This is a genomic window from Rhodococcus sp. FW305-130 (genome assembly GCF_058788335.1).
The window spans coordinates 209,099-232,879 of the sequence record NZ_JBYTAP010000004.1; the positions used below are offsets into that span (position 1 = coordinate 209,099).

26 protein-coding genes are annotated in these 23,781 nt (G+C 62.1%); 13 read left to right on the forward strand and 13 right to left on the reverse strand.

The genetic code is table 11. The features are described from left to right. Nucleotides 1-8: 8 nt before the first annotated feature. Genes AC3WQS_RS14075 through AC3WQS_RS14085 form a run of 3 tightly spaced genes read left to right on the forward strand, consistent with a single transcriptional unit; the run spans nt 9 to nt 3,280 of the window. Nucleotides 9-1,286 carry a dihydrolipoamide acetyltransferase family protein gene (locus AC3WQS_RS14075; RefSeq protein ID WP_492741499.1) on the forward strand — a complete coding sequence of 426 codons (1,278 nt, stop codon included), beginning with the start codon at nt 9-11 and terminating at the stop codon, nt 1,284-1,286. Between the two features lie 32 nt (nt 1,287-1,318). Further along, on the forward strand, nt 1,319-2,719 hold the full coding sequence (gene lpdA, locus AC3WQS_RS14080; protein WP_084325557.1) for a dihydrolipoyl dehydrogenase: 1,401 nt from the start codon (nt 1,319-1,321) through the stop codon (nt 2,717-2,719). A gap of 51 nt (nt 2,720-2,770) precedes the next feature. Further along, nucleotides 2,771-3,280, forward strand: a complete 510-nt coding sequence (locus tag AC3WQS_RS14085) for a VOC family protein (RefSeq protein WP_019746293.1) — start codon at nt 2,771-2,773, stop codon at nt 3,278-3,280. Here the strand turns inward: AC3WQS_RS14085 and AC3WQS_RS14090 are convergent. Next, nucleotides 3,237-4,217, reverse strand: coding sequence for a proline dehydrogenase family protein (locus AC3WQS_RS14090; protein WP_492712040.1), 981 nt, complete (start codon nt 4,215-4,217; stop codon nt 3,237-3,239). The two genes, AC3WQS_RS14085 and AC3WQS_RS14090, sit on opposite strands and share 44 nt — an antisense overlap. Before the next feature lie 115 nt (nt 4,218-4,332). Between AC3WQS_RS14090 and AC3WQS_RS14095 the strand changes: the two genes are divergently transcribed. Beyond that, nucleotides 4,333-4,761, forward strand: coding sequence for a hypothetical protein (locus tag AC3WQS_RS14095; protein ID WP_229757078.1), 429 nt, complete (start codon nt 4,333-4,335; stop codon nt 4,759-4,761). A 9-nt stretch (nt 4,762-4,770) separates the two neighbouring features. Here the strand turns inward: AC3WQS_RS14095 and AC3WQS_RS14100 are convergent, their stop codons facing one another. The 4 genes from AC3WQS_RS14100 to AC3WQS_RS14115 form a co-directional block, all read right to left on the reverse strand. Next, a complete protein-coding gene (locus tag AC3WQS_RS14100; protein ID WP_020905680.1) occupies nt 4,771-5,586 on the reverse strand; it encodes a siderophore-interacting protein in 816 nt (271 codons plus the stop codon). 144 nt (nt 5,587-5,730) lie between these two features. Then, nucleotides 5,731-6,969, reverse strand: a complete 1,239-nt coding sequence (locus tag AC3WQS_RS14105) for an HNH endonuclease signature motif containing protein (RefSeq protein ID WP_492712043.1) — start codon at nt 6,967-6,969, stop codon at nt 5,731-5,733. A gap of 92 nt (nt 6,970-7,061) precedes the next feature. Continuing rightward, nucleotides 7,062-7,679: a response regulator gene (locus tag AC3WQS_RS14110; RefSeq protein ID WP_019746299.1), complete on the reverse strand. Its 618-nt coding sequence runs from the start codon at nt 7,677-7,679 to the stop codon at nt 7,062-7,064. Next, a complete protein-coding gene (locus tag AC3WQS_RS14115; RefSeq protein ID WP_020905682.1) occupies nt 7,676-8,878 on the reverse strand; it encodes a sensor histidine kinase in 1,203 nt (400 codons plus the stop codon). Before AC3WQS_RS14115 ends, AC3WQS_RS14110 begins: the two co-directional genes overlap by 4 nt. 114 nt (nt 8,879-8,992) lie before the next feature. Between AC3WQS_RS14115 and AC3WQS_RS14120 the strand changes: the two genes are divergently transcribed. The 3 genes from AC3WQS_RS14120 (at nt 8,993) to AC3WQS_RS14130 (ending at nt 11,328) form a co-directional block, all read left to right on the forward strand. Then, the gene (locus AC3WQS_RS14120) at nt 8,993-10,039 is read left to right on the forward strand and encodes an ABC transporter permease (RefSeq protein WP_492712044.1); all 1,047 of its coding nucleotides are present in this window, start codon (nt 8,993-8,995) and stop codon (nt 10,037-10,039) included. Beyond that, nucleotides 10,036-10,776, forward strand: a complete 741-nt coding sequence (locus AC3WQS_RS14125) for an ABC transporter ATP-binding protein (protein WP_492712047.1) — start codon at nt 10,036-10,038, stop codon at nt 10,774-10,776. Before AC3WQS_RS14120 ends, AC3WQS_RS14125 begins: the two co-directional genes overlap by 4 nt. A 111-nt stretch (nt 10,777-10,887) precedes the next feature. Continuing rightward, nucleotides 10,888-11,328: a PAS domain S-box protein gene (locus AC3WQS_RS14130; RefSeq protein WP_003943598.1), complete on the forward strand. Its 441-nt coding sequence runs from the start codon at nt 10,888-10,890 to the stop codon at nt 11,326-11,328. Between the two features lie 6 nt (nt 11,329-11,334). Here AC3WQS_RS14130 and AC3WQS_RS14135 read toward each other — a convergent pair whose 3' ends face one another. Next, the gene (locus AC3WQS_RS14135) at nt 11,335-11,961 is read right to left on the reverse strand and encodes a TetR/AcrR family transcriptional regulator (RefSeq protein ID WP_019746303.1); all 627 of its coding nucleotides are present in this window, start codon (nt 11,959-11,961) and stop codon (nt 11,335-11,337) included. Nucleotides 11,962-12,012: 51 nt separating this feature from the next. Here AC3WQS_RS14135 and AC3WQS_RS14140 point away from each other — a divergent pair, with 51 nt between their 5' ends. Next, nucleotides 12,013-12,984 (forward strand): saccharopine dehydrogenase family protein, encoded by a 972-nt coding sequence (locus AC3WQS_RS14140; RefSeq protein WP_113683414.1) that lies wholly within the window; start codon nt 12,013-12,015, stop codon nt 12,982-12,984. On the opposite strand, the gene AC3WQS_RS14145 is transcribed toward AC3WQS_RS14140, so the two are convergent. The 5 genes from AC3WQS_RS14145 to AC3WQS_RS14165 all read right to left on the reverse strand — a co-directional run bounded on the left by AC3WQS_RS14145 (nt 12,931) and on the right by AC3WQS_RS14165 (nt 18,072). Continuing rightward, a complete protein-coding gene (locus tag AC3WQS_RS14145) occupies nt 12,931-14,223 on the reverse strand; it encodes a YcaO-like family protein (protein ID WP_492712048.1) in 1,293 nt (430 codons plus the stop codon). The genes AC3WQS_RS14140 and AC3WQS_RS14145 overlap by 54 nt on opposite strands. After that, complete coding sequence (locus AC3WQS_RS14150) at nt 14,220-15,560, reverse strand: YcaO-like family protein (RefSeq protein ID WP_113683416.1); 1,341 nt, start codon at nt 15,558-15,560, stop codon at nt 14,220-14,222. The genes AC3WQS_RS14145 and AC3WQS_RS14150 overlap by 4 nt, the downstream gene beginning before the upstream one ends. Continuing rightward, nucleotides 15,553-16,980, reverse strand: coding sequence for a CocE/NonD family hydrolase (locus AC3WQS_RS14155; protein WP_070796733.1), 1,428 nt, complete (start codon nt 16,978-16,980; stop codon nt 15,553-15,555). The genes AC3WQS_RS14150 and AC3WQS_RS14155 overlap by 8 nt, the downstream gene beginning before the upstream one ends. After that, nucleotides 16,977-17,789 (reverse strand): hypothetical protein, encoded by an 813-nt coding sequence (locus AC3WQS_RS14160; protein ID WP_092765656.1) that lies wholly within the window; start codon nt 17,787-17,789, stop codon nt 16,977-16,979. The genes AC3WQS_RS14155 and AC3WQS_RS14160 overlap by 4 nt, the downstream gene beginning before the upstream one ends. A 94-nt stretch (nt 17,790-17,883) precedes the next feature. Further along, nucleotides 17,884-18,072 (reverse strand): streptamidine-related RiPP repeat protein, encoded by a 189-nt coding sequence (locus AC3WQS_RS14165; RefSeq protein WP_003943543.1) that lies wholly within the window; start codon nt 18,070-18,072, stop codon nt 17,884-17,886. Between the two features lie 92 nt (nt 18,073-18,164). Here AC3WQS_RS14165 and AC3WQS_RS14170 point away from each other — a divergent pair, with 92 nt between their 5' ends. The 5 genes from AC3WQS_RS14170 (at nt 18,165) to AC3WQS_RS14190 (ending at nt 23,036) form a co-directional block, all read left to right on the forward strand. After that, nucleotides 18,165-19,424: an MFS transporter gene (locus AC3WQS_RS14170; RefSeq protein WP_492712049.1), complete on the forward strand. Its 1,260-nt coding sequence runs from the start codon at nt 18,165-18,167 to the stop codon at nt 19,422-19,424. Nucleotides 19,425-19,509: 85 nt separating this feature from the next. After that, the gene (locus tag AC3WQS_RS14175) at nt 19,510-20,577 is read left to right on the forward strand and encodes a FecCD family ABC transporter permease (protein ID WP_492712050.1); all 1,068 of its coding nucleotides are present in this window, start codon (nt 19,510-19,512) and stop codon (nt 20,575-20,577) included. After that, nucleotides 20,574-21,368, forward strand: coding sequence for an ABC transporter ATP-binding protein (locus AC3WQS_RS14180; protein WP_020905693.1), 795 nt, complete (start codon nt 20,574-20,576; stop codon nt 21,366-21,368). Before AC3WQS_RS14175 ends, AC3WQS_RS14180 begins: the two co-directional genes overlap by 4 nt. Next, complete coding sequence (locus tag AC3WQS_RS14185) at nt 21,365-22,345, forward strand: ABC transporter substrate-binding protein (protein ID WP_492712051.1); 981 nt, start codon at nt 21,365-21,367, stop codon at nt 22,343-22,345. The genes AC3WQS_RS14180 and AC3WQS_RS14185 overlap by 4 nt, the downstream gene beginning before the upstream one ends. 4 nt (nt 22,346-22,349) lie before the next feature. After that, nucleotides 22,350-23,036, forward strand: a complete 687-nt coding sequence (locus AC3WQS_RS14190; RefSeq protein ID WP_492712052.1) for a SagB family peptide dehydrogenase — start codon at nt 22,350-22,352, stop codon at nt 23,034-23,036. 1 nt (nt 23,037) lies between these two features. Here AC3WQS_RS14190 and AC3WQS_RS14195 read toward each other — a convergent pair whose 3' ends face one another. Continuing rightward, nucleotides 23,038-23,331 carry an SHOCT domain-containing protein gene (locus AC3WQS_RS14195; RefSeq protein WP_019746316.1) on the reverse strand — a complete coding sequence of 98 codons (294 nt, stop codon included), beginning with the start codon at nt 23,329-23,331 and terminating at the stop codon, nt 23,038-23,040. Continuing rightward, nucleotides 23,328-23,780, reverse strand: coding sequence for a DUF6325 family protein (locus AC3WQS_RS14200; RefSeq protein WP_047889353.1), 453 nt, complete (start codon nt 23,778-23,780; stop codon nt 23,328-23,330). Before AC3WQS_RS14200 ends, AC3WQS_RS14195 begins: the two co-directional genes overlap by 4 nt. Between the last annotated feature and the right edge of the window lies 1 nt (nt 23,781).

Here is a 23,781-nt window from a genome sequence, read left to right on the forward strand (position 1 = left end):
CAACCGCCATGGCGACATTACTGCGCATGCCAGAGGTGGCAGCCGGAGCTACCACCGTAATCCTCTCCGAGTGGCCGCTTGCTGTCGATTCGGAATTCGATGTCGACGAACCGTTGGCCGTTCTCGAAACGGACAAAGCGACGGTTGAGATCGAGGCCGAGTCCGCGGGTGTACTTGTACACACATTCGTCGAACCAGGGACATCCGTCGAGGTCGGTGCACCGATCGCCGTCCTCGCTGATCGGGGCGAAGTCGTGAAGGATCTTGCGGCATTGCTGGCCGAGCTCGGGGTCCGTGATGCCGATGGGTGCTCTGCCAAGCCTGAAACATCCAATGCTGTAGACGAACCCGACGGTACGTCGTCTCCGACCGTGCCGGGCGAGAAAGTGGCCGATGAGAGGGCGCCGCGAATTTTCGCGAGTCCCTTGGCGCGACGCCTAGCGGAATCGGCAGGGCTGAACCTCGGTGACATCGTGGGATCGGGCCCGAACGGACGCGTCGTACGTAACGATGTCGATGCCGCAATAGCAGTAAAGGGCGCTTCGGCACAGGCCGTCGCAGTGAAAGATGTTGGTGTGAAGGACGCTGGTGTCAAGGGCCATGGCTCTGCCTTCACGGACACACCGCACACGAGACTTCGGCGTGCAATTGCTGCTCGGCTGACATCGAGTAAGCAGACACAGCCCCATTTCTACATCTCTGGTTCTGCTCGGGTCGATGCGTTGCTGGAGGCGCGCAGGCAGCTCAACGAAGTCAGCGCTTCCAAGGTGTCGGTCAACGATCTGTTGATCAAAGCGATGGCGAAGGCGCATACGCTGGTGCCGGAGATGAACTCGATCTGGGTCGAAGACGCAGTGAGAACCTTTGCCAAGGTGGATATTTCGATCGCGATAGATTCCGATCGCGGGTTGCTTACTCCCGTTCTGCGCGGGGTCGACGCCATGTCCATTTCCGAAATTGCTAGCGCTACAAAAGATTTAGTAGCGAGAGCAGGTGCAGGGAAGATTCGGCAGGACGAACTCGAAGGTGGGTCGACGACGATCTCGAACCTCGGGATGTTCGGGGTCGAGGAATTTTCGGCCATAATCAACCCTCCTCAATCGTCGATTCTTGCAATTGGAGCAGCGACCGAGCAGCCCGTTGTCGTGGCGGGACGGCTGGACGTCGGGACGGTCCTACGAGTGATTCTCTCGGTTGATCATCGTCCGATCGACGGGGCGATCGCCGCGAAGTGGATGAAGCATTTCACCACAGTTCTCGAGAACCCGATCCAGATCTTCGGCTGAGCAGACATCGCGAGAAAGTGGGAGGCACAGGTATGAATTCACACTACGACGTGGTCGTACTCGGAGCTGGGCCCGGTGGCTACGTTGCGGCCATCAGGGCCGCGCAGTTGGGGCTCTCCACTGCTGTGGTCGAGGAAAAGTACTGGGGTGGCGTATGTCTGAACGTCGGATGCATTCCGTCGAAGGCACTGCTACGGCACGCGGAGATTGCGCACCTGGTGACCGACGGAGCCTCGATGTTCGGAATCGAAGGTGTCACTTCGGTTGACTTCGGGGTTGCGTTCGACCGCAGTCGATCTGTTGCGGACGGCCGAACCAAGGGCGTCAATTACCTGATGAAGAAGAACGGTATTCGGCAGTACAACGGTCGCGGCGTATTTCGTGGACCGAATACCCTCGAGGTATCGGGGGTCGATTCCGCGACGATAACTTTCAACAACGTGATTATCGCCAGTGGAGCAGAGCCACGGCTACTTCCAGGCACGACTCGCAGCGACAATGTAGTCACGTATGAGGAGCAGATTCTCACTCGCGAGCTGCCGAAGAGCGTGGTCATCGCCGGTGCAGGAGCGATCGGTGTGGAATTCGCCTATGTCCTGAACAGTTTCGGAGTTGACGTCACGCTGGTCGAGTACGCAGAGCGGATCCTTCCGCTGGAAGATGCGGATGTATCTGCCGAACTGTCGAAGCGATACAAGAAATCCGGGATCACGATTCTGGTTTCCACTGGGGTGGACGAGATCGTCGATTCGGGTGGCCAGGTCAAGGTAGTAGTGAGGCAGGGTGGCGAGGCGCGAACGCTGCTCACGGACAAGGTGATCCAAGCGATCGGATTTGTTCCGCGGACCGACGGCTACGGCCTCGAGACGACAGGCGTCGAACTGACCGAGCGAGGAGCCGTGATGGTCGACGAGTACATGCGTACTTCAGTGCCCGGAATCTTCGCAATCGGCGACGTCACCGCACAGTTGATGCTCGCTCACGTCGCAGAGGCCCAGGGCGTGGTCGCGGCTGAGACGATTGCCTGCGTAGACACCGTCCCTGTCGACTACCCAATGATTCCCCGCGCAACTTTCTGCCAACCCCAAGTTGCCAGCTTCGGATGGACGGAGCAGCAAGCGAGGGACAAGGCCGACACCATGGGCTGGGATGTCAAGGTGGCTACCTTTCCGTTCAGTGCCAACGGCAAGGCGCATGGTCTAGGGGATGCTGTCGGGTTCGTGAAGCTGATCAGCGACGATACGTACGGTGAGTTGCTCGGTGGACATCTGATCGGACCGGAAGTGACCGAGTTATTGCCAGAGCTGACGCTCGCTCAGAAATTCGAACTGACAATTGAAGACCTCGTACGCAACGTTCACGCTCACCCGACACTGAGTGAGGCGCTGCAGGAGGCTTTCCACGGGCTTGCCGGACACATGATCAATCTGTGAACGGACTGCTGTTGAATTGGTCCGATAACCGAACCGAACGAGGAGTGGCAAGTGATAGGCGTCAAGGCAGACTCGCTCCCTGAGCCCCTGCGGGGAAACGCGGTGGCACAGATCGCCATGATTGTGCCTGATCTGGAATCGGCCGTTGCGCTGTGGAGCGGCATTCTCGGCCGAGACGATTGGTCGATCTACACGTATGGGCCCGACAACGTTCCGGAGTTGAGCTACCGAGGTGAGGAAGGACGGTTCGGCATGCGCTTGGCTTTTGTCGGTGTCGGTCCCCAAATCGAGCTGATCGAACTCCTCGAAGGCCCCAGCTCGTACCACGAATGGCAATCGCGTCACGGTTTCGGATTGCACCATCTGGGTTTTGTCGTCCCGTCGATCAAGGACGCGATGATCGAAATGGCGGAACACGACGTCGATTTGATTCAGTCGGGGTACGGCTATGGGGCGAACGGGGACGGAGGTTTTGCGTACTACGACACTCAGGATTCGGTCGGCGCGATTGTCGAGCTCATCGAGGTTCCATCGATCCGACGACCATCCGAGGTTCTGTAGAAGCCGCGTCGATGAGCGCGGTGTAGACACGCTCCGGCTCTTCGGCGATGCGATTGAGTACGTACAGCCACCACTGTGTTCCGAAGATGACGTATTCGCGTGTGGTGAAGCCCGCGGCTCGGAGTGCGTCCAGTTGCTCGGTACCGAGACCAAGCAGCATCTCGAACTCCACGTGGTCGGCTCTGAGCTTCGAATCACGCTCGGCACGTAATGCTTCGAGGATGTCGCGGTCATGCGTCGCGATGGAAACCTGGTGACCCGATTCGACAATTCGGGCTGCGTAGTCGAGATACGCGCTGCGCAGTTCGGCACTACCGCGCGGGTAGGCGACGGAATCGGCTTCGAGGAAGGCGCCCTTCACGAGACGGATGCGGCCGGGTCGGTCCAGCAGAGCGGCGAGATCCTTTGCGGTCCGGTGCAGTCGGGCCTGAACGGTGATCCCCACGTGAGTGAAGCGCTCGGCCAGTCGCGCGTGCATGTCGAGGACCAGGTCGGTGCGATCGGACGCTTCGGCGGAGATGATCAGCTCGGCACCTGCGCGTTCCGTGGCCTCGGCCAGGCGCACGACATTGCGAAAGCACTGCTCCGGATCGATCACCAAGCCGATGTGCGAGAGGTCGAACGACACGGTGCTCTCGACACCCGACGTGCCGATTCGTTCCGCGAGTTCCACGAAAACATCGGTTTCGGCGTTCGCGAGCTCGGGATCCCGGACGCTTTCCCCGGTGTATTCGATGCTCGCCTTGTGTCCTCGCGCGAAGATCGAGGGGAGGCGGTCGAAAGCGTCGTCGATGGTTTCGCCGCCGATGTAGCGAGCGGCGACTTTCCGTGCGAGTGCTGCAGTCGCAGCGTCCGCCATGGTGCGTTCTTTCAGGGATTCGTCGAGTGCGAGGCGGCGTAGGACGTCTGCGGCCTGGGCTTGTAGATCCGTGTTCACGGCTTCAGCGTATCCGGACGAGGGTGCGGGAATTATTCTCCGGACCCTTGCGTTCGATCTATTGTCGATATATCGTCGATACGTCAAACAAACACAGACAGTCCAGGAGGACAACATGTACGCCCCACACAACAACCCAGAAATGCAAGAACGTCGCGAGCATGGCCGCCGAGGCCCGCATCGTGGACACGGTTTCCGTCGAGGATTCGATGGAGAGCGCCCCGAGGGTCGCTTCGAAGACCGAGCAGAAGGACGCCCCGAAGGCCGACGCGGTCGCGAAGGTCAGCGCGGATTTGGTCGACCCGACCAGCGTGGACACGGCCGCCCTCACTTCGGTGAAGCCGGCGCAGCGCTCCGTCCCGCGATGGGTCTACTCCGAGGTGCCGCTGTCGCGGTAGCCGCAGGTGGGACCGCTGAGCAGGTCGCCAAGGCAGAGGCAATTCTTGCCGAGGCACGCCGTGCACTGTTCGAGATGCTGGCGGAAAAGCCGGCTGACGTGCAGCAGGCTCACGCAGAATCTACCGACACACTGCCGGCAGAGTGATCACGGCGCTCAGGCGCCGACGGTGACTTCCTCGCTGTTCATGCCGGAAACGTGGCCGTCGGCGCCCTCTCGCCAGTACCCGACAACATTGTGCTTGTCGCGAGCAATTCCTCGAACTTCCCTCAGATGCTTACGAATACGGCGGCTGGTTGCGCTTTCGCACGCCACCCACGCGTAGACGTCGGCCGATTCGGATTCGGGAAACTCGACCCTCTCCACAGCCTCGAACAGTGCGCTCGGCGCCTTTCCGAGGCCACTCCCCACGAGCCACGTGTACGTGACGTCGCCGCGAGTGACAAATTCCTGTCGATCCTCTTCGGTTTCGACCTCGATGATCGCCTGTGCGACATCGCCCTCTCGAAGTTCTTCGACAATCCTGCCCAGTCCGGGGAGACCCGTGGCGTCTGCGACCAGCAGCTGCCAGCGAGGACCCGCCGGTGCTTGGTAGTGGGACCGCGAACTGTCCGACCAGAAGACGCCTAGTAGGTGACCTGGTTCGGCCCGCAGGGCCCAATCCGCTGCAATACCGCCAGGGTGCACGACGAAGTCGATGTCCAGACGTCGGCCGCCGTCGTGCACCTTGCGCACGGTGTAGTGCCGCCACGGTGGCTCGGTTCCGAGATCGGCCTTGCCGTAGTCGGGATTGTTGAAGTAGTCGTAATCTGCTTCGGTTTCACCGGGTTTCGGGAACGCGATATCGATGCGCTCATCGCCTTGTCCGCCGGTCGGCCAGTGCCAGTCGCCTTCTGCCTCGATGCTGATTCGCCGCATGTGCGGGGTCAGGGACGTGACGGTGACAACGCGGGCGGGTTCGCAGAAAGACATGCCTCGACCCTATTGGTCCTGCGTGTCGAAGTGGAGACAGATGCTGTCGCAAGACGGACATCGAAAGCAGCTGAAAACGCCAGCGTATGCCCCGAGGCATGGTTATTCCCCGGTGCATACGCTGGCATTTTCAGTTATGCCCGTTCAGGCGGCTGTCGGTGGGCTGTTCCCACCGATCGGATGCTGATACGGGTCAACGGACATCGGCGGATAGAACACCGACTTCCGATCCGGGCCGATCTCGACACGCCACTCGGTGTGGTGCAGTGTCCGGTGGTGATGACCGCACAACAGAATCAGATTGTCGAGATCCGTTGGGCCACCATCGTTCCAGTGAACAATATGATGAGCATCGCACCACCCCGACGGAGTCCCGCACCCTGGGAACGCGCACCCACCATCCCGAACTGCCAACGCCCGCCGCTGCGGCACCGTTGCTGTTCTCGCTTCCTTACCGCAGTCGAGCGGAACACCATTCTCGTCCAACAAGATCCGCGTCACGGTGCAGTCGCAGGCGAGCATCCGTGCGGTGTCGATACTGATCGGGCCCACCCAGTCCGTCCATGCGAACCCGAGTTCCTCCGTGGACGGCAGGAGGTCTTTCAAGGCTTGCAGATCGGTCATGTCTTTCGCCGATGCGGTGACCGTGATGTGTGGTTTCACGCCGCCTTCGATCGGACCCAACCCCGCCCGCTCGTACCGGCGCAACAACTCGCAAAACCCGTCCGCACGCCGTAATGCCGGAGTACGGGTGTCCTTGACACCGTCCTTCTCCGGCGTCGGAGCCGACAAACTCGACAACAACGTGATCAGTCGCGCCCCGTTCACAGCATCCAGATCACCCTTCACAGTCACTCTGCCGTACAAGCCTTTCGAGGCGTAGAACTCGTTGCGTTCGGAATCTTCCCCGACCGGAACACCGTCCTCACGCTTGCCGTACTGCTTCTCGATCCGCCGAATCGCCGCCCGCACCGCATCACAATCCGCAATGTTCTTCGACGCCAACCCCAACAAGATCCCGCGGGCCTTGTCCACATCCGCCAGGGTCATGTTCTTCGGCGGATGCTGACAAAACGACGCCACCTGACGCGCCTTCAACGCATCCACATCGCCACGATGAAACGCATCGCCGACCACAGGTTCGAGCATCAACAACCGCGCCAACCCGACCAGCAGACTGCACTCACCGATCTCCAGATTCGTCGAACCATGCAACCACTGCGCGATCGCCCGAAAACCCTTCCCGCCGAGAACTTCACGGGAAAACATCTCCACGATCAACAACACCATCCGCGACTGCAACTCGTGTCGGGCGCGCACCAGATCCAGAACCTCACACTTGAGGCCCTCGCCATCCAGCTGCCACGCTTCCCGACTGTCCATACCGAAAGTGTAATCGAACAAAGTTTCGAATACAAGAGACTTGCAAGCGAAAATTACTGCTGTCCAGCTACTTTCGACAATTCGGACAAACGTCAGATCGAACCCAGCTCCCGCGCACGAGCTACCGCCGACGTCCGCGACTTCACGCCCAACTTGCCGAAGATGTGGACCAGATGCGATTTGACCGTGGTCTCGCTCAGGAACAGTTCTTTACCGATCTCGCGGTTGGATCGACCCGCCGCCACCAGCTTCAGCACCTCGATTTCCCTTGGGCTGAGGCTGGTTTCGGGCTTACGGACGCGAGTCATGAGCTTCGACGCGATGGCAGGTGAGAGAACGCTGTCCCCGCTTGCGGCGGCGCGGACGGCCGACAGCAACTCGACCGGGGGTGTGTCCTTGAGCAGATAGCCGCTGGCTCCGGCTTCGACGGCGCTCAAGATATCCGCGTCCGTGTCGTAGTTGGTCACAACGAGTACGTGCGGCGGATTCGGCAGCGCGCATACCGCGCGGGTGGCGTCGACCCCCGTCTTGCCTGGCCCGAACCGCAGGTCCATGAGCACGAGGTCGACCGGCGTGGTGGCGCAGAAGGCTATGGCTTCCTCGGCGGTCCCTGCTTCGCCGACCACCTCGATGTCGGATTCGCTTTCGAGCAGCGCTCGCAGCCCGGCGCGCACGATCGCGTGATCGTCGGCGAGCAGCAGGCGGATCACTGTTCACCGACATCGAGGGGAAAGGTCACCGCGACGGCCGTGTGTCCCGGCTCCGACTCGATGGAGAACGTTCCGCCCTGCAGTTCGACGCGTCGTCGAATTGCATTGAGGCCAAAAGATTCCGCCGGTCCACGTTCGAGAACTGCCACGTCGAAGCCGCGGCCGTTGTCGACCACGTCGAGGCTGACGGTGTTGTCGGAATACGTCAGTGTCACAGCCATTCTGGTTGCATCCGCGTGGCGGAGAACATTGGACACCGCACCCTGGGCGATGCGCACCAGTGTTGCTTCGAGGGGCATCGGCAGCCGTAGTGCCTCACCTTCGACCACGGATCGTGCTTCCAGTTCAGGACTGCTCGCGCGTTCACAGATTCGACGAAGCGCATCGGCGAGCGACTGACCGTCCAGGGCCGCCGGTGTCAATTCGGCGATGAGTTGGCGGGTTTCGGCAAGACTGTCCGCTGCAGTTTCCCGTGCGAGGCTGATCTGCCGGATGGCCGGGCTCTCCGGATCGGCGCGTTCGGCAGCGTGAAGGAGCATCTGGATGCTCGAAAGTCCTTGGGCCACGGTGTCGTGGATCTCGGCCGCGAGCCTTTCACGTTCGGCGAATTTTCCGGCATCGCGAGACGTCGACGCCAATTCTTCACGGGTGTTCATCAATTCGTCGATGAGACGTCCGCGCTCGGCTGCCTCGCGGTACAGCGCTTGATATCCGAGACCGATAGCAACGGCTACGGCGGCGCCGATGATCGGGCCGACGGCGCCGGCCACTGTCCACCCGCGATGCAATCCGGTGCCGATCACGGCGACGGCCGTTGCCGCGGTGACGGCCAGCAGGCTCCAGGGGCGCCGCAGAATATGGAGATAGAGGAAGAAGAGTCCGAATGCGAGGTAGGCGGCGTCGGCGGATACCGCCATCGTCGCGATCCAGACGAGGGTCAGCACGGCCAGCCACCAGCGGGCAGCGTTGCCGCGCAGCCTTTTGGCAACGCCGAAAAGATAGACGGCAACAAAGATCACGGCCAACGCGATGATTGTTGCGGTCAGGTCGGATTCGTCGATCAGCGCTCGAAGAAACACCACACCGGCCAGCGCCATGACAAGGACATGCAGGCCCAGTTGTAGGCCGGCGAAGACAGGCGTGAGCGGAGATCGGTGCATCTCGCCCAGCTTAGCGAGGTTCGGGCCTGGTTCATCCATCAAAAGTTGTAAACCGGGATGGTTCTTTCGAGCGCTGGAATGTCGATCCGAGGTGCGATGGAAAGAGTCTGCATCCGCGAGAGCGTAGAGGCAAGCACAGGAAAGGAATTCACAGTGTTTGTCGCAATGAGGGACTTACGGGCAGCGCGAGGTCGTTTCGCGCTGATCTCCGTCGTGGTTCTGTTGGTTGCACTTCTGGTCAGTTTTCTCAGCGGGTTGACTGCAGGACTTCGCCATCAGAACGTGTCGGCCATCGAGGCCATGAATGCCGACACGGTGGTGTTTGCAGACACCGGAGCTGGGGCGTCGTTCGACGAGTCGGCGCTCACACAGGACCAGGTCAACGCCTGGGCCGGGGCCGCGAAGGATGTCGATCCCATCGGAATCGGCCGCGGGAAGGCAGGATTGGCCGACGGAAATCAGAAGTCGGTGGCCCTGTTCGGTGCTGACGGCGGTTTCGGTGACGTGACGCCGTCGGCGTCAGGCACGGTGGTGTTGAGCGAAGGTGCCGCCCGCGATCTGGGGGCGGGCGCCGGCGATCAGGTGAGCGTCGGTACGCAGCAGTTCACCGTCAGCGACGTTCGCGGTGACGACTGGTACAGCCATTCGCCCGTCGTCTGGATGACGCTCGGTGACTGGCAGGCGGCCAATCCACGCGGCGGAGTTGCGACAGTACTGGCTGTCACCGGAGCCTCTGACGCTTCCGCAACGGACAAGTCAGCCGTGACGACGTCGACGACGGTCAGCGGTTCGCTCGACGCGATCGGTTCGTACAAGTCGGAAAACGGGTCGTTGACGCTGATGACGCTGATGTTGTTCGCGATCTCGGCCCTGGTGATCGGTGCGTTCTTCACGGTGTGGACGATCCAGCGAACCCCGGATATCGCGACGTTGAAAGCGCTCGGCGCAACCACCGGTTCTCTCGTGCGCGACGCACTGGGCCAGGCGCTCATCGTTCTGATCGCCGGCGTCACCGTCGGAATCGGGCTGACGTCCGTGGCCGGCTCGCTGATCGGAGACGCCATGCCGTTTGTCCTGGACGCATCCACGACCGTCGTACCTGCCGTGGCATTGATCGGACTCGGCCTGCTCGGCGCGGCCTTTGCACTTCGATTCCTCTCGACCACTGATCCACTCACAGCATTGGGGAGCGCACGATGACCATGACAACCGGCACCACAGTTCTCGACATCCAGAACGTCGATCTGACGTTTCCAGACGGGCAATCGCGGGTGACGGCGCTGGACGACGTGTCTCTGCGACTGCACCGCGGCGAGATCGCCGCGATCACCGGACCTTCGGGTTCAGGCAAGTCCAGCCTGTTGGCGGTGGCGTCGACCCTGATCCGTCCGGATTCCGGGCACGTCTATCTCCGGACGCCGGAAGGCAGCAACGACATTGCGGCGCTGAGTCGGCGGGCGGCGTCGGAATTGCGACGCTCGTCGATCGGAATCGTCTTCCAGCAGTCCAACCTCGTGTCGTCGCTGACGGCTCTGGAACAGCTCGAGGTGATGGCGCATCTGGGGCAGTCCGTTTTCACGTCACGGACCCGTCGCAAAGCCGTGAAATCAAAAGCGATGGATTTGCTGGACGCTGTCGGGCTCGCGGATCAGAGCGGAAAACGGCCGTCTCAGCTGTCGGGTGGGCAGCGACAGCGCGTCAATCTCGCGCGAGCATTGATGAACGATCCGCAGCTTCTGGTGGTCGACGAGCCCACCAGCGCGCTCGATCAGGAGCGCGGTGCCGCTGTCATGGATCTGATCATCGGGGTGGTGCGGGAACGCGAGGCGGCAACCCTTCTCGTGACACACGACCGAAGTCACCTGTCTCGGATGGATACTGTCTATCGTGTTGTTGACGGTTCCTTGGCGGAGGACCAGGAGGCGCTCGCGGCGTAACTCAGGCGGGCACGATTCGGGCATTCGTCACTGCATCCGGGCGGGAAGTCAACCCGCGATTTGCTGGGCAGTTAGACTGTTGTCGACTCGGGCAACTTGAGAGGACGTGTTATGGAACGCCGCCGCAATGTTGCGCAGCCGCCACAATCGCCGATTGCGGATCTGGAGCAGATGCCTGCTCTGATTCTCCTCGACAGGCTTCCGGTGCCGGTCATGGCCGTTCACCGCGACGGCAGCATCGTTTTTGCCAACCCGTCCTTCGCTGACATGCTGGGATATCCCAAGAAGGCCGTCTCGGCGTTGCGTTTGCAGGACATTCTCTACGACAAGGATGCCGACGACGTCAGTGCCGAGCAGGCTCATCGTGAACTGAGTTCCGAGCCGGGCTCGGTCAAGGAGTTCGTGCACTCCGACTCCACGTTGGTGCGCGCGACGGTCAGTCAGTCTCTGCTCCGACGGGACGACGACACGATCACCCTCGCCGTCCTTCACGATCTGACGGAACGCCTGTGGAACAACCCACGGCACATCGACGACAAGCCCACCAAGTAGTCCCAGCTACTTCCGGGATTTGACGGTTCGGTCCAGGCCCAGGGTGGCGGCAAGGGTGTTGACCACCCATTCTTCGTACTTTTGGCCGGTCCAACCCGCGCCGACCACGAGGTCTGTGTACGTCTCGGGACTGAGCAGCGTGAGTGCGACGTTCACGGCTGTCTCGAGGTCGACGGTTGGCGCTTTTTCGACTATGCCGACCATCAGATGTTCCTGGACTGTGCGTCGCTGAGTGCGGTTGATTTGCCACAGACGGGCGGCGTCCTCGTCAGCGGAAGCGGCAGCCCGCAGTGCCAACAGGATGTCTGCGGTGCGCTCCAGAATGAGCCGTCCGTGGTGAACCTGAATCCGGAGTTGCCCGAGTGGATGTGGGGCGCCGAGTGCTGCCGCCACCCACGGACGGTCGAGAGTTGCCGTCTTTTCCTCGTCGCCCGCAACGGCCACGTCGAGCAATGCTGACAGCACGCTCGGCTTGTTGCCGAACACAAAATAGACACTCTGCACCGACACGCCCGCCGCCGCGGCAAGCTGTTTGATCGTGGCGGCCGCGTAGCCGGGATCGACAAAAACTTCACGCGCTGCCTCGATGATCTTGCGCCGCGCCGACGTGTCTTCCCGAAGTACCTCAGTCATGATTAGAGTCTAACTCTAGAGTCGAACTCTAGCGACTCGGGAGGCGAAATAATGACGAAGGTTCTTGTACTCGGTGGCTACGGTGCCGTCGGGATTCCCCTGATGAAACAACTCGCGAAGGTCCCCGAAATCTCCGCGTACTCCGCCGGGCGCGATCGTGCTCGCGCTGACGTCGTCGTTGATCTTAAAGAACCAGGCGCGTATTCGGCTGCGGTTCGAGACTTCGATGTCGTGGTGAATGCCTCGGGTTTCGAGGATGTTCGCCTGGCAGAAGAAGCGGTACGCGGTGGGGCGGCATTCGTCGACATCACGGCAACCTCGAGCTACTGCGAAGAACTGGAAGCGGTCGACGGCCCAGTTCTGATGGGCGTCGGATTGGCACCGGGATTGACCAGTGTCCTTGCCGCCGAAGCGCATCGACTCGGCGACGGACCCGTGGACATCGTGATCGGCCTCGGCGGCGGAGAACTACACGGACCGGCCGCGACGGCGTGGACGTACGGGATGTTGGGAACGAGGTTTCCCGATCCCGACGGGCGATCGATCCGGAACTACGCCGGGATGAAGACGTTTCGGATGCCGGCGGACGCGACCGGCTACCGCACCGGTCCTGCTGTGCGGGCCGATTTTTCGGACCAACATGCCCTGACGCGCGACCTTGGCGTACCGGTGCGGACGTACCTGCGATTGGACACGTCCACAGCGACACTCGGGCTTGCAGCCATGACGTGGGCGCCCGCCCTCCAGAAGGTTGTGCCGAAGAAGCTGTGGGGTTCGGATCGTTGGGTTGCGATGGCCCGAACGGATACCGTTCCGGCGCTGTGGGTTTCGGGGCGTAGCCAGTCGGCCGCGACGGCAACCATCGCCGCGCGTGCCGTGCAGGTGATTCGAGACCGTGCAATCTCGAAGCCGACGTGGTTTCACGCGGTGGAGACCGCAGAGTCGTTACAACTGGCAGTTCCGGAACTGTCAGTGCGGCAATGGGATGGTGCGAATTGGATGTCCGGCAAGACTGTCGACTAGTCGTGGTGATCCGAGAAACGGCAATCCGGCGGCCGCATTGGTGAGACAACCGGGTACGACGGCGCGGACGACATGCAAGCCAGCGCGGAGAACATCAGTTGTGGTCAGATCGACCCATGCCGGCCTGAAACCCGAGCCTGTCAGTGCGCTTTCGGTGTCGATGGGTGACGTCAGAGAGTCGAGGTCCACCTCGCCGACGACGGCACCTGCCAGCTCACTCTCGAATCGTGCTTGGATCTCCGGGTCCAGGTGGAGCTGCAAGTGGCACCCGTAATCCATCACGTCGGCAAAGTCCGATCGGTAGGCGCCTGCATAGCTTCGGTCAGCTCGCCAAGGCGCAAGCGGGCTGGTCGGGGAGGCCGCGGCTCGACCGATGCCGCTCTCCGGGTTGTCGTAGTCGGCGGAAAGCAGTTGCAGCTGAAGCGCTTCGCCGAGCGACTTGAAAGCAGCCGTCTGCGCTTCTTCGTGGCAGGCGGTACCCATGGTCGAGTATCCGGTGAGTCGGTCGTGGACGAGGGCGCCGAGCACCGGGATGCCGAAATCGCTGTCGAATGACAACCACCTGGTCGAGAGGCTGCCGTGATTGCCCAGGCGGCGAAGCACCTCGGGGATGCCGGTGACTATCCGAACGCCGCGTCTTCCGGTCCAGGAAAGCGTCATCGCGTCGCGCTCGACTATCTCGCGCAATGCATTCCGTATCGCGAATTCCGTCGTGGGACCGGCAGCGAGACCCGCCTGCGCTACTGGAGAGATCGCCGGACCCGTCCGGGCGACGAAATGAGGATACGAACCCCAGACGAGTTCGGCCGGTACCCAGATATCCGAACCCGTGATCAGGTCGACTCCGCGAGTCCAGTCCAACTCGAGATCGTCGGTTGGTTCGACGAACGGGAACTGTGGCCGCGCGTACTGGGCGGCGTCGAAACGCGCGAGTTGTGACAGGTCGATGCTTGCTCCGATCAATGCATCGGCCGACCCGCGGACGATCGGTTTGGCGACGATGTTCCCGCAATATCGTTCCACCGCTTCGCCTATCGCAGCTGCGGTAGGCCGCGCACGGTCACCCAGATCGAAGCAATATCCGGCGCCCGCCGAGTCGCTGGACCAGGGTGAGAAGCGTGCCGAGTCGGAGGCATACGAGTGAATCAGCTTGAACTCCGGCGGAAAGTGCTGGGGAACAACGGCGTCGACCAACTCTCGAATGATCCCAGTTCGGCGGTCGACGAGCAAAGACCTCATGCGAGAGGGACCGGCAGATGCAGATGGGTGGTCGATGCGCTGGTCAATCTGCTACCTCCAAGAAGGGGAAAAGCTGCCGGCGCATTGTTGTAGAGGCCGGGAGACAGGACGCGGACGACGTGCAACCCGGCAATCGAGATGTCGCGGGTGGTGAGATCGACGGAAATCGGTTGGTACCCTCGAGACGTCAGAAGGGCTACCAGAGAAGCAAGATTCACAGGATCTTCGTCGGGAATCTCTGATACCGAGCGTGTTTCGGTGTAATCGAAGAGATGCTCTTCCGCTGCCCCAGCCATCACGGGGTCGAGATACAGCTGGGCGACGGTCGGCAGATCGACGACGTCCTTCCACTGCGCATCGAACTCGTCCCGGTAACGACGGTCGGCCCGAAAGGGTTTGTACAGGTGCGCCGGCAGCGTTCCGTCCGCCACGCTGCGCCAGGTCGGCCCGTCGGGGTCGGCGAGGTCGATCGTGATGGCAAGTACGGCGTACGCCTCGACAAGGGCCTTCGAGACTGCCGCCTCCACCGTTGGTCGACAAGCTGTGCCCAGCGCGACCAATCCACGTCGGTCATCCCGGATCCACACTGCGGCGACGGGAATGCCGAAGGGGGAGGGGAGCAGAAGCACTCGAACGCTCCGAGTGTCGCTCTCCAGATCCCCGAGTTGGCGGTGCACAGGTAACCGCTCCCAGTCGGCGAGTTCGATTGCCGGCTGTGACCGGTCCCCGCACCACCACAGTGCGGTGGCATCGCGTTCGAGAAGTTCCAGCAGAGCTGACATCTCGGCCTCGGCGCGTGAGCGTCCCGCGGCGATTCCGGCGTACTGCAACGACGCGATCGGTGGTTCGCCGCGACGGGTGCCGGTGTAGTACCCGAGATAGGTCAGGGCGGCTGGCACATAGGTGGGCACTTTTTCGTCCATGGTGTGACCCAGCGCCCAGCGGATTTCCAGAGCCGATGTGAAGGGAACAAAGGGGAATCCGGGAAGGCGGTACTGGTCCTCGCTGTACAACGCAAATTTCGCGGGATCGACGACCCGTGAGCCTGCCAGTTCCAGCGCTGACGCACTGCTGCGGATCAGATCTTCGGGGACTACGTTGCCGCAATATCTTTCGACAGCCTCACCGGTTGCAGCACCGCGAGCTGCTGCGTCGTCGCGTATCGAAGCCCCGAATCCGTAAGGGTCCGCGCGAAACAGTGAACCGCTGCCGCCGAAGTTTCTGGTGTCGGCCACCCTCGCGGCCCAACCGACCCAGCCTGTCGGCATGTCCGAGCGAATGTGTGGTTCCAGTGAGGTCAGCACGCCGCTTCGGGCGTCGACCAGCAAGTCATCCACCGGCAGTTCCTCCGAGTATGGGCAGGGTCAACGACCCGGAAAATGATTGGTGCAGTGCGGTACTGCGTGTTCCTCGATAGCGATCACCGTCTCCGAGATTGCGTGCGAGCCGTGGGAAGTCCGAGCCGGCGATCCGCAGCGTCAAGACATCACCCGCGCGCACAGTGTGGAGCACGGGATCGAGATCTATGGTCAACGTGCCGGAGCAAAGGCTGACGCCCGCGCCACGAGCGATCGATCTCGTGACTCGAGTGGGATCGACGACGCTCAGTTCGGCGATCCAATCGGCTTCGCCCTGGGGTGAATGCACTGTCAACTCCACCGAAGGCATTCCCGACAGCACACACTCGACCTCCATGTCGAAAGTCCAGACAACACAGTCGTTTCGGCCCTCGTCTGCGTGGTGCGTGAAGTTGAAAGGCGCCGTCCTCGGGTCTGGTTCGAGACGAATCCGGTTCGCACCCGTGACGTACGGTTCGGTCGACCATTCGCCGGCACCCCGGTCGAATACCCGATTGATGGTCACGGGCCGCGCCGAGAATATCGATTCCATCCACTCGACCTGAAGGCGGCCGAAACTTGTCTCGCCGACCCTTCCCGGGCGGAGGTCGTGCGCCCAGGGGCCCACGATCAAACTCTGCGGCCCGCGCCACACGGATGCGAAGTGCCGCAGTGTCTCCCGAATCATCGCATCGTCCCAACCGCCGATGTGCAGCCCGGCGACGTCGAGTTCGGAGAGTTCGTCCGCGGACACCAGATCATCGCCACCGAAGTCTTCGCGCTCGCGAGCGCGACGGATCGGCGTCAACCAGCCCGGTGAATCGGAGGTCAGGCCAACATCCTCGATCATCGACTGCACCGGGAGATGTTCCAGCAAAGACGAATCCGAGCGCATCAGGGCAGGGATGAAACCCTCACGAGAGGAAGACGAATCTCCGTGCTCGCCCCACCACGCCAGATGCTCGGCGAGGAGAAGTATCCCCGAGGGATCACGTTTGACGCGGTCGCTTCCGATGGTCGGCACTTTGGAGACGACGCCGCGAGCACGAAATGCCCGATCGGCGCCGTTGGTCTCGGCAGTAAACGCCCACGCAGTTCCGGCCGCATACGAAGCCCCGCTTGCGATGACGCACTCGGGTGTCCACGGCTGATCCTGCAGCCACTCGGCAAGGGCGGCGGCGTCCTCGCGCTCGTGAACGTAGGGTTCCCAAGATCCGGTGGAATCGTGCCGTCCACGTACGTCCTGACAGATGAAGGCAATTCCTCGTGATCGCCATTCGAGCCCCTCGGCCAGATGCCACCCGCGTCCGTACGGGGTTCGGATCACGATCAGTCCCCGCGGTGAAGAATCTGGGAGAAGCACATCCGTAGCCAGCGAAGAGCCGTCTGCTGCCGGGATCTTCACTCCGAGTGAGATCACCGGAGCGTCGGCGAAGGTTCGAGAACGCCGCCTGGCAGTGGTAGCACGGGATGTCGAGTCATCATCAGGGTTCGTGGATTCATCCGGATCTGGTGGTGAATGTGTGATGGCGGTGCGCCGTAAGAACTAGCCACGACGTCCGAACATGCAAGTGCACTGACCATTGCGGCTGCGGTGGGTGAAAGTCCAAGCGGACGACGTTCGCTGTCGGCGAGGTGGTTCCACAGAGCCAGCAGGTGATCCGGTACACGTGACGCGGCTAGTCGTCGACCGCAGGCGTCCCGGTAGCTCGCGCTGTCGATGCCGTCGAAGAAGGGACCGATGCAGATCTCACCCAGCTCCGTGTGGACGCGTTGCCACGGAGTTCGGCTGTGGCGGCACCAGGTATCGAGTTCCGACCACGCGTCGTGAGGAGGAGCGTCGGCAACCGACAGTACGAGGTCCGAAGACGCAACGTCGTCTTCGATTGGCGCAGTGGTGGATACGACGTCGAGGTCCGGAAGAGCCTTGGAGAGCAGAGCGATGCAGGCATCGGCAACGGGTCCGACCCCGTCCATCAGCACACGCTGTGGACCCGGAATCTCTGGCACTTGACCTGGAACAGCCAGCACGCCGCGAGAGACGAGAGCGTCGGCGATCTCGATCGCTCCCGGGCCGAGCACCGAACCAGAGCGCCGGAGAAAGTTGTCGAGTTCCGCGAGGTCTTCGGCCGGCGCACCGATCGTGACCGCGTTCTCGTCCGGTGTCAGGTAATGCCAAACACCGTCCGGTGTCGGATACAGCTGGTGTCCGTCGGCGAGGGCGTACACGGATCTCCTTGTCGGTGCCCGCACCCGACGAGTCGGATGCGGGCGGGGTCATCGGCAGATCAGACCGTCGAAACGGTCTGGATCAGGGAAGGTTTCAGCTCTGGAAGCTGAACGGGTTGTCGACGAGGGCGTTGGTGCCCACACCCTGCAGAGCGTGTGCGGACGTCGCCTCGGCAACCGGCTCGAAGGTGAACGGGTTGTCGACGAGGGCGTTGGTGCCGACGCCCTGGAGTGCATTGGCCGGAGCCGAGTTGGAGACGCTGTCGAACGAAATGTTGCTCATTGTCATCCCTTCCGTAATGGAAACCATTTCCATTACGATGCCACCGTACGAAAGATCGCCACGGAGAGCAACAGGTACAAGAGAGTGCATACATGAGCGAGACCTCGACGACGGGATCCGCCGAAGCGCAACCACATGTGTTTCGGGACAGATCGTTTCGATTGTTCTTCACGGCTCGCACGATTGCCGTGGCCGGTGCGGCCGTCACCGGAGTGGCAATGCCGATCCTGGTGTTCGACATCAGCCGGTCTCCGTTTCTCACCTCGCTCGCGGCTGCGGGGACGGTTCTGCCGTACCTCGTGTTCGGCTTGTTCGCGGGCGCCGTGGCAGACCGAGTCAACCGACGGACAGTCATCCTGTGTGCGCAGGCCGTTGCTGCTCTTGCCTTGGCGAGCATTCCGGCGGCGCAGGCGCTCGGTGTGTTGACGGCATGGCACGCGGTCGGCGTATCGATGTGCATCGGAACGTGTTTCGTGTGGTTCGATGCCGCAGCTTTCGGAGCCTTGCCTGCCCTGGTCGGTCGGCAGAGAATACCGGCCGCCAACAGTGCGCTGTGGACTTCCAGCACGCTCGTCGATGTTGCCTTTCCGGCTATTGCCGGAGTGCTCGTGGCGTCGATCGGCCCGGCCTACGCATTGGGTGCCGATGCACTGGCCTACGTATTGGCCGGGCTGGCCATGGCGTCGATCGGAGCCTCGTTCTCGAGTATTCCTGCGGCGCCGAAGAAGTCGGAACCCGGAATTGCGCGTGACATACGCGAAGGCCTCAGCTTCCTCTGGCAGTCTCCGCTCCTGCGAGCCTTGACCGGCGTCGGCTTCGTCAATTCGCTGACGCAGGGTGCTGTCACGGCGCTCCTGGTGGTGTACGCGTCCGAGAGGCTGGGGATTTCGACGTCGAGTCCGATGATCGGGGCCGTGTGGACGGCAGTCTCCGTGGGTGGTGTGGTCGGCGCAGTCTTGCTCCCACGCCTACCGGGGCAATGGCCGGTCGGCGCGATCACTGTCGGTGCGTTGACCATCGCCCCGGTGGTGCTGTTCGTCGTTGCGACAACCAGCAACACCGCCGCCGCGATCACCGCTCTGACCGTCTACTCCGGCTGTGCGACTGTCACGATCCTCAACGGCATCGGTGCACGTCAGCGTCTGACTCCGGATCGTCTACAGGGGCGCGTGAACACCACGGCGAGGATGGTCGCCTGGGGTGGTTCGCCGGTGGGTGCCTTGATTGCCGGGGCAATTGCAGGACGTTGGGATATCGGCACCGCCTACCTCGTTGCGTGCAGCTTTGCGCTGGTCGGGGCACTCTTCGCGTGGGTGAGCGCCCTGCGGACCGATCCTTGTCCGCACAGATGAGCATGTCACTATTAATGAAAACGACTGTCGTTATGGTTAGATCCACCTGTTCATCCCTGTGAACCCCCACCTCTTCAGGAGTGCGATGACGCTGACCAGCGAAGCAGTACCTGATGCCCCGTCGCGTGCGCATCCCGTCGGCGACCGCGGATACGTCCCGTTTATGTTGGCCACGGCCGTGGTCCTTGCCACCGTCTCTACCGTCGCGGTGTGGTCGGGCGCTGCGTCGCTGTCCTTCGCCGACGTATTTGCGGTGTTGTACGCGCACGTCGGTGGGCCGCCGGTCGACCCGCTGCTCGATCGGATCGTGTGGGGACTGCGGGTCCCGCGCATTCTGATCGCGGCACTGGCAGGTGCCGGGTTATCACTGGCCGGCGCGGTACTGCAAGCGTTGGTGCGCAATCCGATTGCCGATCCGTACATCTTGGGTGTCGGTTCGGGAGCGTCCTTCGGCGCAGTGCTGATCATGACGACGGGCATCGGAACCGGCCTGTCGATCGGTGTTCCGGTGGCAGCCTTCCTGGGGGCCATGGTTTCCCTGATCGCGGTTCTCGTACTGGGTCGGCGCGAGGGAATGCTTGTCCCGCTGCGCATGGTCTTGGCCGGAGTTGCCATCGGCTATCTGCTTTCGGCTGCAACAAGTTTTGTGCAGTTGCGCGCCGATCCGAGTCAGCTTTCGGGAGTGCTCTTCTGGTTACTCGGTTCGGTGAGCGGGGCAGGTTGGTCGGATCTCGGTGTGCCCGCCGCGGTGATCACCGTCTGTGCGGCAGTGCTGTTGACGCAGTCTCGCCAACTCAACGCGCTGGCGATGGGAGACGAGAGCGCGCAATCGGTGGGCGTCGACGTGCGCCGTACCAGGTTGCTACTACTGGTGATCGCGTCGTTGCTGACCGCGGTTGTTGTATCCGTTGCCGGCGGAATCGGTTTCGTGGGGCTGCTCGTGCCGCACGCCGTACGACTCCTCGTGGGATCCGACCATCGCAAGCTGCTGCCGGCAACCGCGCTGGTCGGTGCAACCTTCCTGGTGATCGTCGATCTTGCGGCTCGGATGTTGGATGCGCCCAACGAATTACCACTCGGAATCATCACCGCCGGATTGGGTGCCCCGTTCTTCCTCTGGTTACTTCGACGCGACGGAGGTGCGCAGTCATGAGATTGTCGGCCAGCGGGATTCACGTCGTTCGAGGTGGGCGTCTGGTGGTTTCCGGCGTAAATCTCGAAGCGCCCGAGGGGAGCGTGGTCGGACTCGTCGGGCCGAACGGCAGTGGAAAGTCCTCCCTCCTGCGCGCGTTGTACCGCTCGATGAAGCCGAGAAGCGGAATCGTGAAGGTCGACGAGGTGAACGTGTGGGACGATCTCTCGCCACGATCCGCAGCACGCATCATCGGTGTTGTGGGGCAGGAGCATTCATCCGACTTCTCGTTCAGCGTCCGCGAGGTGGTGGCGACGGGCCGGACGCCGCATCACAGCGCATTCTCTCGACTCGGTGAAATCGACCGGGACATCGTCAGTGCCGCACTGGCACGAACCGGTATGCACGGCTTCGGATCACGACTCTTCGCCGAACTGTCCGGCGGAGAAAAGCAGCGTGTGATGTTGGCCCGGGCGATCGCTCAACAACCGTCGGTGCTGGTCTTGGACGAGCCCACCAACCACCTCGACATCCGAGCTCAACTCGAACTGATGGAATTGGTCGCCGAACTCGGTACTACGACGATTGTCGCGATCCATGAACTCGCTTTGGCCGCAGCGTATTGCGACTACGTCTGTCTGCTCTCCGGCGGGGTAGTTGTCGCGACAGGACCAACGGCCGAGGTCCTCACCGAGGACCTGCTGTCCGAAGTCTTCGGGGTTCAGGTGCATCTCGGCACTCACCCCTTGACCGGGCGTCCCTTGCTCTCGTTCGCCCCTCCGCTCCTACACACGAAAGAAGCAGTGTCTTGAAATCCTCGATACGTACTGCCGCGCTGTTGTGCTCGGCCGTTACCGCCACTGCAGTACTGACCGCATGCGGAAACTCCACGGCGGATTCGGCGACGTCGTCGTCCGAGAAGATTTCCGTCACCAATTGTGACCGCGAGGTCACGTTGCCCAAGACGGCGGAGCGGATTGTCTCGCTGTATCCGTCGATGACAGAGCTTCTGATTCAACTTGGTGCCGCCGACCGCATTGTCGGACAATCGAATACCGATCTCTCTCCTCCCAGCCCCGAACTCGCGGATCAGTTCGCGGCCGTGCCGGTACTGAGCACCGGAGTTCCCGCGAAAGAAGCATTGCTCGACGCCCGTCCGGATCTGATCGTCTCCGACGGGGAATACTGGTTCGACGGTGACCGACTGCAGAGCATGGACGAATTGCGTGACCTCGGCATCCCGATCTTCGTAAACAGCGGCTACTGCCACAAGGCCGTCACCGAGGGGCGGATCGACGACGTCTGGTCCGACCTCGACGGTCTCGGCGCCTTGACCGAAACAAGTGACGCGGCAGCAACCCTCCTGGCCGACGGCAAGAAGTCCCTCGCAGCAACCGAGGCATCTGTCGCGGGGCAGGAGCCGGTTCCCACTGTGATGGTTCAGGTTTCGGAGGGACAGTCCTATGCTCTGGCCAGGGGCCTCTACAGCAGTGTGCTCGAGGCCGCCGGGGGAAGCAATCTTTTCGAGAACGACCTTCCCGACGGAAAGTACTTCGGCCAGGTAGCCACGGAATCGGTGCTCGCGAAGTCGCCGAAGGCCGTCCTCGTCGTCTACTCCACCGAGTCGGCTCGGGAATCCACCCTGGATGCTGCGCGGACGGCATTTGCCGGAACCCCCGCCGCGACATCGAATGCGATCTTTGCCGTTCCGGAGGCGTGGTTCGCCGGTGAATTGGTGTCGATCGACGGAGCTGCCGAGGTATCTCGTCTGCTGCACCCGGGTTCGTGAGGTCTTGACCGCCCTCGAGCGGGTCGAGGCCGTCGTATCGCTGCATGCTGCGCTGGACCGGACGGTGGCTCCGTCGGAGCTACTGTTCGACGAGGCCGCACTGCCGCCGGTGACGCCTGAGTTCGTTGAATTACCGGCCCCGACGCCACTACCGGCCCGGGACTTTCCGGACATCTTGCAGGCACGACGGAGCCACTACAACCCAGCGCAAGTTGCTTTGGGAATCGGCGAGCTGTCAAATGTGCTGCACCACAGTCTGGTCAGCAGCCCGACGGCCGGTGGGATGCGCGAACTGACGCTGTCGTTTGTTGTCAGCCATCCCGGACACTCGCTTGGCGCCGGGGTGTACCGGTACATCCAGGAAGGCCGTGCTGAGGCCGTCCGGCCGGGTGACGTACAAGGAAACCTTCGAGCGAGCCTTCTCCAGCCCGAGTTCGTCGACGTGTTCCCGGTTCTTCTGTTTGTCGTCGCGAACGTGGAAGCGCCGCTCGAGAAGTACGCGATGCGGCACTACCGCACGATGCACGTGGATGCCGGTGTGCTGGTTCAGAATCTGTACCTTGTGACCGAGGCGATGGGACTTGTGGGCTGCGCCATCGCAGGATTCACGGATGCGCGAGTGGCATCTCTGTTGAATCTCGCGACGACGCAGCTTCCCGTCATGGCTTTTGCACTCGGGCGGCCCAGCTAGTTCAGCCGAGGATGCGCGCCTTCTGGGTCTCGAACTCGGCCTCCGTCAATACGCCGGCATTCTTGAGTTCGCCCAGCTTGGTGAGCTGTTCGAGCTTCGCGTCCATCGACATTTCCGATTCTGCCGGAGCTGCCTGCGGCGGGAGGGGCGGTAGATCGGGAATCGGCGGCACCGGCTGGACCTGCGCTGCGCGGGCCTGATCTTCGGCGGCCCAACGGGTCCGCTGACGGCGCTGAACATTGCCGTGAATGGAGCTTGCGACGGCTACCCGGCCGGCTCGCCTCAAGAAACTCATGCGTCCTTCTCCGTGGTATCCGGTGCGGTGTTGTCCAGTGCAGCAGCCAGTTCGTCCAAGCTCAGGTGACCTTCGGTGACAACCTTTGCGCCGCTGCGGGTCCAGGCCTCGATGACCGGCAGTATGGCCAGCTCCTCGTAGACGAGTACGGCGGCAACACTTCCGGCGGCCAACTCGTCACCAACGGCAGCGATGTCGCCGACGTCGAGCAGTCCGGAGGCAGCGCCGTCGAACTGCGCCAGATCGAAATCTACGAGTTCGAAGGTGGACGCCGGTACGACGGATACCGATCCGTCGGCGGCTTTGGTGACGAACTCGAGGTCGAGGATGCGGATCACTCCGGAGTCCACGAGAGCGAGCAGCTGCTCGAATCCCGCGGAGGTCGGTGCACTGCCGGGAAACTCGACGGCAACGTATTCGATCGGACCGAATTGGTCTTGGTTGGACATC

Excerpts from the sequence above, each read along its gene's own strand:
- AC3WQS_RS14075 (WP_492741499.1), top strand. The coding sequence starts at position 9 with ATGGCGACATTACTGCGCATGCCAGAGGTGGCAGCCGGAGCTACCACC.
- lpdA (WP_084325557.1), top strand. The coding sequence starts at position 1,319 with ATGAATTCACACTACGACGTGGTCGTACTCGGAGCTGGGCCCGGTGGC.
- AC3WQS_RS14095 (WP_229757078.1), top strand. The coding sequence starts at position 4,333 with ATGTACGCCCCACACAACAACCCAGAAATGCAAGAACGTCGCGAGCAT.
- AC3WQS_RS14100 (WP_020905680.1), bottom strand. The coding sequence starts at position 5,586 with ATGTCTTTCTGCGAACCCGCCCGCGTTGTCACCGTCACGTCCCTGACC.
- AC3WQS_RS14105 (WP_492712043.1), bottom strand. The coding sequence starts at position 6,969 with ATGGACAGTCGGGAAGCGTGGCAGCTGGATGGCGAGGGCCTCAAGTGT.
- AC3WQS_RS14115 (WP_020905682.1), bottom strand. The coding sequence starts at position 8,878 with ATGGATGAACCAGGCCCGAACCTCGCTAAGCTGGGCGAGATGCACCGA.
- AC3WQS_RS14125 (WP_492712047.1), top strand. The coding sequence starts at position 10,036 with ATGACCATGACAACCGGCACCACAGTTCTCGACATCCAGAACGTCGAT.
- AC3WQS_RS14130 (WP_003943598.1), top strand. The coding sequence starts at position 10,888 with ATGGAACGCCGCCGCAATGTTGCGCAGCCGCCACAATCGCCGATTGCG.
- AC3WQS_RS14135 (WP_019746303.1), bottom strand. The coding sequence starts at position 11,961 with ATGACTGAGGTACTTCGGGAAGACACGTCGGCGCGGCGCAAGATCATC.
- AC3WQS_RS14140 (WP_113683414.1), top strand. The coding sequence starts at position 12,013 with ATGACGAAGGTTCTTGTACTCGGTGGCTACGGTGCCGTCGGGATTCCC.
- AC3WQS_RS14145 (WP_492712048.1), bottom strand. The coding sequence starts at position 14,223 with ATGAGGTCTTTGCTCGTCGACCGCCGAACTGGGATCATTCGAGAGTTG.
- AC3WQS_RS14165 (WP_003943543.1), bottom strand. The coding sequence starts at position 18,072 with ATGAGCAACATTTCGTTCGACAGCGTCTCCAACTCGGCTCCGGCCAAT.
- AC3WQS_RS14170 (WP_492712049.1), top strand. The coding sequence starts at position 18,165 with ATGAGCGAGACCTCGACGACGGGATCCGCCGAAGCGCAACCACATGTG.
- AC3WQS_RS14175 (WP_492712050.1), top strand. The coding sequence starts at position 19,510 with ATGACGCTGACCAGCGAAGCAGTACCTGATGCCCCGTCGCGTGCGCAT.
- AC3WQS_RS14180 (WP_020905693.1), top strand. The coding sequence starts at position 20,574 with ATGAGATTGTCGGCCAGCGGGATTCACGTCGTTCGAGGTGGGCGTCTG.
- AC3WQS_RS14195 (WP_019746316.1), bottom strand. The coding sequence starts at position 23,331 with ATGAGTTTCTTGAGGCGAGCCGGCCGGGTAGCCGTCGCAAGCTCCATT.
- AC3WQS_RS14200 (WP_047889353.1), bottom strand. The coding sequence starts at position 23,780 with ATGTCCAACCAAGACCAATTCGGTCCGATCGAATACGTTGCCGTCGAG.